The following is an 11,051-nucleotide window of genomic DNA, read 5'->3' on the forward strand; positions in this document are numbered from 1 at the left end:
CGGCGGGGCCGCAGGGGGTACGGGGCGCCGCAGGCGCGGCGCGCACCGTGTCGCCGGCCGCCTCCTTAGCGGCGGCCCTCGGCGCCGCCTCCCCCGCGGGGTCCTCCGCCGCCGGGGAGGGCGCGGGTCGTGCCGTGCTCCGTGCGGCCGGGCTCGGGCCGAAGACCCTGGCGCGGGTCCCGGTGGACGCGCGGCAGGTCCTCGTGGTGAAGGGCGCGGGCCCGGACGCGAACCGGGGGACGGCCCGCCTGTACACCCGTACCGGGGCCGGGGACTGGGTGCCGGGCAGCGCGCGCCCGACGCGGAACGCGTTGCGCGGCTGGACGGACGACCACCGCTCGGGCGACCTGCGCTCCCCCGCCGGGGTCTACCGCATCGGCGACGCGGGCGGCCTGCTCCCGAACCCGGGCACGCGCCTGCCCTACGACAGGTCCGACGAGTTCGCCGAGGGCGGCACGGGCTTCGCCGGCGAGTCCCTCGACACCGCCTTCGATCACGTCCTGGCGATCGACTACAACCGCGTCGCGGGCGTCTCCCCGCTGGACCGCGCCCGCCCCCTGGGCGAGGAGCGGGGCGGCGGTATCTGGGTCCACGTCGACCACGGGGGCCCGACCCACGGCTGCGTGAGCCTGGCCCGTGCGGACCTGGTGGCGCTGCTGAGGGAACTGCGCCCGGAGTGGCACCCGGTGATCGCGATGGGGGACGGGGAGCGGCTGGCGCGCTGAGAAAGGGCCGCCGCCGGGAAGGGGCCCGTGGATAGCGGGCCCGCCGGAAGAAGGGCCCGCCTCCCCCGGTGACAGGGGAGGCGGGCCCGTACGGTGCTTCGTGCGCCTTCGCTCAGGCTCGCGGCAGCGTGAAGCTTCCCTCCCCCGCCGCCAGCGTCACCGTGTACTGCCGCAGATACGTGTCCAGGAACGGCGAGCGCGCGCCCGCCGTGGCGACGTCGCGGGCCGGGTCGTCGAGCGCGAGTGCGAGCCGCGCGTCGTCCACGGCGATCGTCTCGCCGCTGGGCGTGTCCCGCCACGACCCGCTCTGGATCGAACCGACCTCAACCCCGAGCACGTGCCCGGGCTCAAGGGTCCAGTCCGTCGCCTTCAGGTCGACGGACACGCGCCCGCTCTTCACGAGGGACACCTGCTCGTCGAACATGGCGGCCTTGCCGTCCGGGCCGACGTCGTAGAGCTTGAGCATCACGTTGCCCGAGCCCTTCGCCTTGAAGGAGATGTTCGGCGTCCCGGTGATCCGGGTGTCCCGCGCGAGCGGGCGCGACCACGTGAACCAGCTCGACGTGACGGCCCCGGCCTCCTGAATCCTGGCGAGACCCTTCGCGAGCCCCTGCGGCGCGACGGGGTCGAGCGCGGGAGCGTGCTCCATGTCGAAGTCACCCGGCGTGCCGCCCCCTTGGGGGCTCAGCGAGAGCGTGTTCCGCGCCGAGGCGCCGCCGTCGTCCACGTACGCCCCGTCGCCGAGCCGCACGGTGGTGGTACGGGACGCGGTGGGCCAGCCGCGCTCGGCGCGCCACGCGCCGGTCGAGTCCTCGATCGCGAAGGCGGGGTAACTCACCTGGGGACGCTTGCCCTTGAGGTACTGGTCGTAGAAGGAGAGCGTCTCCGCGTACCAGCCCTCGCGCCCCATCGCGAGGCGCCCGTCGCTCACGCGGTCGCCGCCGCGTACGTGGTCCCACTGCCCGAGCCAGCCGCGCTCGGGGCCGTGATGGTTGTCCAGGTACTCCTGCATCTCCTCGGGCTTGGTGTTGTTCTCGACGAAGCCCTGGGTGACGAAGAGGGGGGTGTCACTGCCCTTGGCCTTGGCGGCGAGGTCGCGCGCCTTCCAGTGCGCGGACTTCTGGTCGGCGATCTTGTACCCGTCGGCGTTCCGCGTGAGGCACTCGGGGTGCTGCTGCTCGTACGTGGCGTTGGCGAGGTAGTGCGGGTCGTCGTCGGCCGGCTGGGGCAGCGTGGCGATGGAGTTGTAGGCGTTCGCGGTACCGGTCACGTTGGGCCGGGGGACGCCGTTGGAGTAGATGTACTGGTACAGGTCCCACACCGGTTCCTGCGCGACGACGGCCTTGAGGGGCTTCTGGTCGAGGTCGTTGCCGATGAGCCCGGTCACGGCGTCGTAGGACTTCCCGTACATGCCGACCTTGCCGGTGGACCAGGACTGCTTGCCCGCCCAGTCAATGGCGGCCTTGACGTCGGCCTGTTCGCCCGGACCACCCCAGTCGAGGCAGCCCGTGGAGCCGCCGAAGCCGCGCAGGTCGACCATGACGAAGGCGTACCCCTGCTTGAAGAGGTCGCTGCCCTCGATGAAGTCGTTGAAGCGGGCGGAGGGCCCGGTGTGCGTGAAGCCCTCGTCGTCGGTCTGCCCGGAGTGCCCGAAGTAGGGGCCCACGGAGAGGATGACGGGTACCTTCTGCCCCTTCCTGAGCCCTTCGGGAAGGAGGACGTCGGCGTGGAGCTGGGTGCCCGAGCGGTCGGAGGAGGGGAAGTACTCCTGCGTCCAGGCGGAACCGGCGGGGACGCGGTCGTTCTCGGCGTGGGTGGTGCCGCCGCGCGGGGAGGCGTGGTGTGCGGGCGAGGCGACGGCGGGCCCGGCGAGGGCGAGTCCTGCGACAACGGCGGAGGCGGCGGCCAGGGCGACCGCGGGACGTCTGATCACGTGCAACTCCCTCTGGGGCGTGGAGCGCGGGGGGGGTGGTGCAGGTGCGGCACCGGCCGCGCGTCGAACACGCGACCGACGATCAAGCAGCCTAGAAGCGGTACGCCGGAGCCTCAAGAGGGCGTTGTGACAACGGAGTTAAGGATGAGGGCCGCAATTCCGGCGGACGAATCCCGCTATGCCCGGACTGGCGGCATGAGCCATCGCCCAGCGACGGGACGCGCGACACGCCCTGCCGGCGGACGCGGCCGGGCGGGCGGGCGGGCGGCGTGAGACGGGGAGCGGTCGGGGGCCGGCTCAACCCACCTCGCTGAGGCTCACGCACTTGTGCTCCGTCCGGGGCGCCGCCCGTACCGCGTCCCGCAGGGAGACGAGGTAGCCCGCCACCTCCTCGCGCGGCCCGTGGTACGTGAACTCGCTGGCGGGTCGGCGACCGTACGTCGTGAGGCGGGCCGTCGAGTCCGTGTTCAGGAGATGCTCGTCGAGGACCCAGTCGACACCGTCCACCTCGATGCACGGGTCCGCTGTCGGGCTCAGTTCCTCCACTCCGCACCTCAGTTCCGCCCGTCCCGAGCCCCACGACACCGCTCCCGCGCGCGGCGGGGCGTCGCGGGGCCGGCCCAGGAGGGAGGCGGGGGCCTGGGCCACGAGCCCCGCGCAGGCGGCGGACCGGCCACCCGGGGCGGGGGTCGCCGTGGCCTGGCGGGCACCGGCGAGGGCCGACGTCGCGGCGCAGGCGCACAGGAGGAGGCCGGCCAGCGGCGTCAGGACTCGTCTCACGCGGTCAGGGTAGCCAGGGCCGTTCGGGAATCCCACGAGCACCAGGACGCACCCGAACGCGCCCTCGGCCCCCGGTCTCTCCTCCGCGCACCACCGGCATCGTCGCCCCACCCCACCCGGGGCGGCCCCTCGCCTCAGCCGACCTTGTTCTCCGCGACCGCCGTGCCCGAGACGTGGATCGAGCCGCCGTAGAAGATGCCCGTGAAGACAGGCCGGTACGTGAGCTGGATGCGCACCTCCACGTGGTCCGCGTCCGCCTCCACGCACCCCGAGGCCGCCGCGTCCGCCCCCGACATGCCGCTCTCCGCCGCGAACGCGGCCACGCGGGCGGGGCAGTTGCCCTCGTTGATCGGCGCCTCGCCCTCGTTCCCGTACAGCGCCTCGCGGTCGATGTCCTGCGCCGCGTACCGCGCCGCCTGCTCGGCGAGATCGGCGGCGCGCTCGCGCTGCGAGATCGACAGGCCGCCGTCCACGACGAAGGCGGCGAGCGAGAGGAAGACGAGAGCGAAGAGGATCACCGCGCCCGCGCCGGAGCCGCGATCGTCCGCCAGGGAACGCCTCTGCCCGACAAGGGACTTGAGCGAAGCGAGCCGCACGGTCACCCCGCCTTCCGCTTGTACGGGTCCAGCGGCGACGTCGCCTTGCCGGTCAGCGTCTTCGGCACGTCCAGCCCCAGCATCGCGAGTCCCCGCACCTGGCAACTCACCTCCACCGAGAAGAAGTCGGCGTCCGCGAAGCCCGCGCTCGTCTTGCGCACCTCGACGGGCCCCGCGCACACGTCGCTCAGGTCCGCCTCCGCCGCGCGCCGTGCCTCCGCCATCGCCGTCCCTGCCTCCCACTGGAGCGAGCCCGAACGCGCCGCGTCCCGCGCCGCGCCGTCCACCGCCCCGCGCCCGTCCACGAGTTGCCCCATCGCGACGAGCACGAGAATGAACAGGATCATCACGGGGGCGAGGATCACCACCTCGACGGTCGAGATGCCCCGGTCCTCGCGCACGCGACCGCTCACCCGCTCCCCCGCGCGGGCCGGCCCCCGCTCCTCGCGGTTCACTCGTCCCCCTCCCGCACGAAGCGCTCCACGGGCCCCACCGACTGCGCGTGCACGTGGAGGTTCAGCCCGGGGAAGACGGAGGGCACGCGCGCGGTGATCTCCACGCCGACCGTGTGCGCGCGGGGCTGGACGAGCTTCACGTCGGGCCCGAGGACGAGGGTGGGCCCGAGCTGGTCGATGTACGAGTCCGTGACCTCGCGGGCCGCGCCGCGCCAGCCGCCCGGGTTCGCGTCGGCTGTGGCCCGCGCCTTGCGCGCCCCGGCCTGCGCCGCCGCCTGCGCGACGTGATCGGCGAAGAAGTACAGCGCGAACTGCACCGTCGCGAAGATCATGAAGAAGAGCACCGGGGTGAGGACGACGAACTCGATGGCGGTCATGCCGGAGTCCCCGCCACGCCACCGGGAGCCCTCGGCGGGCGTCCGGCCGTCCCTCGCGGGCTCCCGGCCGTCCCTCGCGGGCGCGCGGCGGCCCTTCGCGGGCGTGCCGGGGCCGGAGGCGTCCCCCCGGCACCTCCGCGGCACTGCGCGCCCCCGCCCCACGTCCGTCCGCCCCTCGCTCGTCCGCCCGGTTCCTCTCCCTCCCCTCCGTTCAGCAGGTCTTGTCGGCGCTCGCCCCTTCGATGCACTTGCCGACCTTGTCCGCGCCGCCCTTGAGCGCCGCGTTGAGGATCGCCGCGACGACGCCGACGATCGCGACGACGACGGCGGAGATGATGACCCACTCCACCGCCGAGGCGCCCCGGTCGAGTTCGCCGGAGGTGGCGCGGCGGTAGCGGGTCTGGAGGAAGGCCGCCAGGAAGGCGACGGCGGGGTGCGCGGAGCCGACGAGGCGCCGCGTGTAGAAGTTCTCGGTGGGTGCGTCGTGTTCGTTCATGGGTCCGGGTCCTCTCCGGTGGGTACTGCGGTCGGTCGGTCCGGTGGGCGCACGCCCGGTGCGGGCCGCGCGCGGCGCCGTACGCGCGCGGCGGCGCTCACATCTGGAACACCCGCATCGCGGCGGGGAAGATCAGGAAGACCAGGAAGCCCGCGCAGAGCAGGAGCTGGGCGATGAGCATGGACTGCGACTTCTCGCCCGCGCTGCCCTCGATCTCGGCGAGTTCGCGGTGCCGCATCGTCTCGGCGCGCGAGGCGAGGGATTCCCGTACCTTCGCGCCGTCGTCCGCGACGAGCGCCAGCGACGAGGAGAGTTCCTTGAGTTCCTCGATGCCGAGTTCCTCGCCGAGGCGGCCGAGCGCGTACCACTGCGTGTGCCCGGTGATGCGCGCGTCGTGGAGGGCGTCGCGGATGCGGCGCGAGGCCCAGCCGTCGCTGACCTCGGCGGCGGCGAGCAGCGCCTCGGGCAGTCCGCGCCCGCCCGCGAGGCTCATCGCGACGAGGTCGAGGTAGGCGCCGATGACGCGCCGCAGGTCACGGCGCTTGTCCTGCGCGTCCCTGCGGATCTCCAGGTCCGGCAGGAAGAAGAAGAGGACACCGCACGCGAGCGCGAGCCACACCGGGACGAGCGGGCTGCGCCCGAGGCCGAGCACGACGACGATCGCGAAGACGGCCGGCCCGAAGACGAGCCCGGCGACGCCCAGCAGCACCTTCGTCGCGAGGAACCTCTCCCAGCTCCGGTCGAGCACCGCCAGATCGGCGCGCAGGGAGCGCAGTTCCCAGCCCTGCTGCCGGTAGAAGGCCGCGAGGCGGACACCGAGCGAGGCGCGCGCGGAGGCGAACCTGCCGTCGTCCTCCTCGTGCTCGCCGCCCCGGTGCACCGGCGGTTCGTACGCGCCCCTGGCCCGCAGCGCGTCCACGCGGGCCACGGTCTGGAGCGGGCTGCGCGCCCCGGGCAGCAGGGCCCGGACGAGTACGTAGAGGCCGAGCCCGACGACGGCGCCCGCGATGACCGGGCCGATCCACTGGCCGTTCACCGGCGTACCGTCCCCTCGTGCTCGCCGCCCTGGCGCGGCACCGTCCTGCCGCCCGCGCCGCGTGGCGCGCCCAGGTCGGGGCGCGGGGCCTGGGTCCGGGTGTCCCGGACGAGGAAGCGTTCGGGCGTCTCGATGGTGGAGAGCTTGCGCAGCCACCAGAAGCCGAGCGCGAAGAGCCCGCAGACCCCCGCGAGCACGACCTGCCCGACCGGCGAGTTGTACGGCGAGACGAAGTCCTTGTTGAAGACGGCCAGTCCGAGGACGAAGAGCACGGAGACGGCCACGACGATCTGCACGCTGCGCCGGGTCGAGGCGCGCTGCGCCATGACGCGCTGGCGCATGTCCACCTCTTCGCGCGCCGACTTCGCGAGCGCGCCGAGCACCTGGCGCAGCCCCGGGCCGCGCAGCCGGGCGTTGAGGATGAGCGCGGCCACGATGATGTCGGCGGAGGCGTCGTCGATCTCGTCGGCGAGGAGCTGGAGCGCGTCGGGGAGCGGGGTGCGGGCGCGGAGCCGGTCGACCAGCGCTTCGAGGTGGGGGCGCAGGGCGGGCGCGGCGGCGCGCGCGGAGGCGGGGATGGCCTGTTCGAGGCCGACGGCGCCCGCGATGGTGTCGCGCAGCGACTCGGTCCAGGTGGCGAGGGCTTCGACGCGGCGCATCTGGGTGCGCTCCTCGCGGGCGCCACCGAAGAGGCGGTCCCAGGTGAGGACGAGGATGCCGGCGCCGACGCCCGCGATGACCCAGCCGGTCGCGACGAGCACGAGCACGCCGACGAGCACGGCGGCCGAGGCGCGGCGGCTGAGGAGGCGCGCGAGTTCGGCGCCGCGCCTCCTACCGCCGGGGCCGTCCGTCCCGGCGGGCTTGGCGGGCAGCCCGTACAGCGCCACGACGAGCAGCGCGCAGCCGCCGCCCGCGAGCAGCCCGGCCCCGAGCGCGCCGAGGACGCTCGGCGAGAGCAGTCCGCCGAAGTCACCGAACCCGTCGAGCGACGAGGCGAGTCGGTGTCCGGAGGCGAGCACGCCGTGGCCGCTCCCCGTGTGGTCGTGGTTCATCCCCAAGCCCCCCGGTATCCCTGTGCGACGAGGTCGTCGAGGCAGGAGACGGGCGCGTGCGGGACGACGCGGCCGTCCGGGGCCTCGGTGAAGATCTCGCTGGACAGGACGCGGCCGTCGACACCGTTGACCTCGCGGATGGAGGTGACGAGGCGCTGGAGGCCGCCGCCGAGGTGGTAGGTGTTGCGGCGCTCGATGAAGACGACGAAGTTGATGGCGCCCGCGACGAGCATCTGGCTCGCCTCGACGGGCAGGTGCTCGGCGGCCTGGAGCGCGTACGTGGACACGCGGTTGAAGACCTCGGCGGAGCTGTTGGCGTGGATCGTGGAGAGGGAGCCGTCGTTGCCCTGGGACATCGCGTTGAGCATCGTGACGATCTCGTCGCCCAGCACCTCGCCGACGATGACGCGCGAGGGGTTCATGCGCAGCGAGCGGCGGACCAGCTCCGCCATCGTGATGGCGCCCTGGCCCTCGGAGTTGGGCAGCCGTTCCTCGAACGCGACGACGTTCGGGTGGAGTTCGGGGAAGGCGTCGAGGCCGAGTTCGAGGGCGCGCTCGACGGTGACGAGGCGTTCGGGCGGGGGTATCTCGTTGGCGAGCGCGCGCAGCAGCGTCGTCTTCCCCGCGTTGGTGGCCCCGGCGATCATGATGTTCTTGCGGGCGCGCACGGCACAGGCCAGGAAGTGGCCGATCTCCGGCGTGAGGGTGCCGTTGCCGACGAGGTCGGACATGAACACCTTGCCCATCCGGGCGCGGCGGATGGAGAGCGCGGGGCGGCGCGTGACGTCCATGACGGCGGAGAGCCTGGAGCCGTCGGGGAGGCGCAGGTCGAGCTGCGGGTTCGCGGAGTCGAAGGGGCGCGAGGAGAGCCCGGAGTAGGCGCCGAGGACCTGGATCAGCTCGATCAGTTCCTCGTCGTTCTCCGCGACGGGCTCGCCCAGGACCTCGTGGCCGTCCGCGTAGCCGATGAAGACCTGGTCGTGCCCGTTGATGTCGATGTTCTCGACCTCGGGATCGTCCAGGAGCGGCTGGAGCCGCCCGACGCCGAAGAGCGCCGCGTGCACGGCGGAGGCGTAGCCCTCCTCGGTCTCGGCGTCGAAGGGGGTACGGCCCGCGTTGATCTCCCCGCGGGCGTGGTCCTCCAGTATCTGCGCGATGACGGCACGCGCGTACTGCCGCTCGTCCTCGCCGGACATCGCGGCGACACCGTCGGCCTGGTCCCGGCGCCGCTGCTCGGCGATCCGGTCCCCGGCCTCCTGCCGGAACCGCTTGACGAGCTGATGATCGACCCCGCTCACCGGGGGGCTCCGGGCGCGGAGGCGCCGGGGGCGCCGGGGAGGGGCTGGTTGCCGGGCAGGGGCTGGGGCTGCGCGGCGGCCCGCGGTCCTACGGAGGCGGCGGGGCCGGGGGCGCCCGGGGCCTGGCCGGGCGTGGGCGCGGTGGCCCAGAGGGTCCCGTACCGCTGCTGGAGGTCCGCCGCGACCTTCCGCGCGGACCGTACGAGGAGCGATTTGTCGAGGCGGCCCCGGCGGCGCCCGGCGAGTTGTTCCGCCCCGGACTCGTCCTCGGCGAGCGTGCCGACGACGCGCGCGCCCGACTGCGTGGCGTGCAGCATCTCGTCCACCTGATGGACGAGCTTGGCCGCGCCGCCGTGCTCCGCCACGAGGACGACGCCGATGAGGGGGGTGCCGAGCTGGACGGCGCCGCGCCGTTCCCCGTGCAGCCGGCGGGCCAGGTGGCTCGCGCGGTCGCGGACGCGGGCCAGGGACTCGGGCGTGGTGCGGGCGAGGAGCAGGACGAGCGCCGCGTGCGGGAGCAGGTCGAGCACGGGGCTGTCGCCACTGACGCGCCCGCAGTCCGCGATGACGTCGGCGGGGGCGTGCGGCGAGTCCTGGAGCTGGGCGAAGGCACGGCCGAGGAGCGGCCACGTACCGCTGAGCCCGGCGGCCTGCTCGGCCCCGCCGAGCCCGACGAGGACGTCGAGCCCCCCGGCGAGGGACTGGGCGTGGTCCCAGAGCTGGTCGGGGGCGAGACCGCGGCGGGCGGTCGCGGCGATCGACAACAGGCCGAGGTTCGGGTCGAGCTGCCCGCCGTGCGCGGCGGCGCTGCGGTAGACGAGGTCGCCCCCGGCGGGGTCGGTCTCGGCGAGCAGCACGCGGCGCGGCCAGACCGCGGCGAGCGCGACGGCCGCCGTGGTGACCCCGGGCGAGCCCTTGTCCGCCGCGAGTGCGATGAGCGCCATGTCCCGTACCTCCTGGTGAAGCGGCTCAGTCGCGGGAGCGGCCGGGCACGAGAACGACGGCGACCTCGCCCACGGAGGACGCCTGGGCGAGGGCCTGCGCCTCGCCCGCCGGGACGGAGACGGTGAGGGTGCGGTCCCCGGTGGACAGGGCCTCGCCGCCCTTGGAACTGCCGTCCGCGTCCTTCACGTCGGCGGCGGCGCTCAGCAGCGTGCGGTCCCCGCCCGAGGAGCCGGACTCCCCGGCGGCGGGCGCGCCCGCGTCCTTGCCGACGTGGTACACCGCGACGGTGTCGCCGGGCTTGAGCCCGCCCGGGTACTGGCCCTCCTTGAGGGCGAGCCCGACGAGCGCCTTGCCCTGGTCCACCACCGACTTGTCCTTGCCGATCAGCATCTCGCCCACGACGAGCGAGCCCTGCGGAAGGGCGGAGCGCAGCTTGTACTTGCTCTTCGCCAGGTCGATCTGGTCCCAGCGCAGGTAGTGGATGGACTCGTCCTCGGCCACGAGGACGTCCGTGGTGTTCTCCCGGGACAGCGTGCCGCCCGCCGGGACGTCCTTCGTGGTCCGTACGACGGAGACGCGATCCCCGGCGTTCATGACCAGGAGCGTCGCGGCGAGGGCGCCCGCGAGGATCAGGAGGACGGCGAGCGCGGCGAGGGCGGGTTTGCGTTCCCGGGGCGGGCTGGGCAGCCGTTCGCCCGCGGCGGGTTGCTGCGCGGGCGCACGGCCCGACGCCCTCTCCTGGACCTTCACGCGTGTGCTCCCCGTATCCCCGCCGACGACCGGGCACTGCGCCGGTTCCGGTACGTTCCGTGACTCGCGGCCCCGACTCCGGCGCGCACGCCTCGCGTTGCCGCGTGCCGTCTCCCCCGCCGGTCCGTCTCCCACGGGCCATGTCAAGCCCCCGCACCGTACCAGCGGCACGGAGGCCGCTCAAGGCTCGTCCGAGCGCGCCCACTTGACCGAAATCGACCCGAACACGTCCGTAACAGACCGCGTAGCGACGCCCGTTCACCCGATCTCCACGCCCGCCCAACCGGATTCACTTCTTCCGCTTCCCGCCCCCGAAGGAGTGAGCCCTCTCGTCGCGGCACCCCCGTCACCCCCACGGGCACCCGCCCCACCTCGTCCTACGCTCCCCACCACCGACGAAAGGTCCCCCATGGCCAAGGACGCCGAACTCACCTACGCCGAGATGCGCCGCGCCGCCGGCCGCCTCGGCGACGCCCGGACGACGATCGACGAGGACCTCGACGCCCTGGAGCGCTACATCGAGCAACTGGTCCGTGACGGCTACGCCACCCGCCGCGGCAGCGTGGCCTTCGAGGAGTCCTTCAAGGAGTTCAGGCGCGGCATCAAGG

Annotated in this window: 13 protein-coding genes; 2 read left to right on the forward strand and 11 right to left on the reverse strand. The window is 73.9% G+C overall.

Annotated features, from left to right (window positions below; all coding sequences use genetic code 11):
* The coding region (locus SSBG_RS11145; RefSeq protein WP_324603501.1) for a L,D-transpeptidase family protein at positions 1-725 on the forward strand (725 nt) is incomplete at its 5' end.
* Positions 726-837: 112 nt separating this feature from the next.
* Here the strand turns inward: SSBG_RS11145 and SSBG_RS11150 are convergent.
* The 11 genes from SSBG_RS11150 to SSBG_RS11200 form a co-directional block, all read right to left on the reverse strand.
* Positions 838-2,658 carry a CocE/NonD family hydrolase gene (locus SSBG_RS11150; protein ID WP_037869475.1) on the reverse strand — a complete coding sequence of 607 codons (1,821 nt, stop codon included), beginning with the start codon at positions 2,656-2,658 and terminating at the stop codon, positions 838-840.
* Between the two features lie 297 nt (positions 2,659-2,955).
* Positions 2,956-3,438, reverse strand: coding sequence for a DUF3515 family protein (locus SSBG_RS33165; protein ID WP_008746255.1), 483 nt, complete (start codon positions 3,436-3,438; stop codon positions 2,956-2,958).
* Positions 3,439-3,572: 134 nt separating this feature from the next.
* Positions 3,573-4,034, reverse strand: coding sequence for a TadE/TadG family type IV pilus assembly protein (locus SSBG_RS11160; RefSeq protein ID WP_008746256.1), 462 nt, complete (start codon positions 4,032-4,034; stop codon positions 3,573-3,575).
* Between the two features lie 2 nt (positions 4,035-4,036).
* Entirely contained in the window at positions 4,037-4,447 is a 411-nt protein-coding gene (locus SSBG_RS11165; protein ID WP_037871337.1) for a TadE family protein, read from the reverse strand.
* Between the two features lie 38 nt (positions 4,448-4,485).
* A complete protein-coding gene (locus SSBG_RS11170) occupies positions 4,486-5,028 on the reverse strand; it encodes a TadE family protein (RefSeq protein ID WP_008746258.1) in 543 nt (180 codons plus the stop codon).
* 49 nt (positions 5,029-5,077) lie between these two features.
* Positions 5,078-5,362, reverse strand: coding sequence for a hypothetical protein (locus SSBG_RS11175; protein WP_007823446.1), 285 nt, complete (start codon positions 5,360-5,362; stop codon positions 5,078-5,080).
* A gap of 97 nt (positions 5,363-5,459) precedes the next feature.
* Positions 5,460-6,398 (reverse strand): type II secretion system F family protein, encoded by a 939-nt coding sequence (locus tag SSBG_RS11180; protein ID WP_008746259.1) that lies wholly within the window; start codon positions 6,396-6,398, stop codon positions 5,460-5,462.
* Positions 6,395-7,450, reverse strand: coding sequence for a type II secretion system F family protein (locus SSBG_RS11185; protein WP_037869478.1), 1,056 nt, complete (start codon positions 7,448-7,450; stop codon positions 6,395-6,397). Before SSBG_RS11185 ends, SSBG_RS11180 begins: the two co-directional genes overlap by 4 nt.
* On the reverse strand, positions 7,447-8,748 hold the full coding sequence (locus tag SSBG_RS11190; RefSeq protein ID WP_008746261.1) for a CpaF family protein: 1,302 nt from the start codon (positions 8,746-8,748) through the stop codon (positions 7,447-7,449). The genes SSBG_RS11185 and SSBG_RS11190 overlap by 4 nt, the downstream gene beginning before the upstream one ends.
* Positions 8,745-9,692, reverse strand: a complete 948-nt coding sequence (locus tag SSBG_RS11195; RefSeq protein WP_008746262.1) for a hypothetical protein — start codon at positions 9,690-9,692, stop codon at positions 8,745-8,747. The genes SSBG_RS11190 and SSBG_RS11195 overlap by 4 nt, the downstream gene beginning before the upstream one ends.
* 25 nt (positions 9,693-9,717) lie before the next feature.
* Complete coding sequence (locus tag SSBG_RS11200; RefSeq protein WP_008746263.1) at positions 9,718-10,443, reverse strand: hypothetical protein; 726 nt, start codon at positions 10,441-10,443, stop codon at positions 9,718-9,720.
* Between the two features lie 409 nt (positions 10,444-10,852).
* Here SSBG_RS11200 and SSBG_RS11205 point away from each other — a divergent pair.
* Positions 10,853-11,051 (forward strand): WXG100 family type VII secretion target (locus SSBG_RS11205; protein ID WP_037869480.1); only part of this gene is annotated, 199 nt, incomplete at its 3' end.

Origin of the sequence: Streptomyces sp. SPB074, from assembly GCF_000154905.1 — a bacterium.
Classification (GTDB): Bacteria; Actinomycetota; Actinomycetes; order Streptomycetales; family Streptomycetaceae; genus Streptomyces.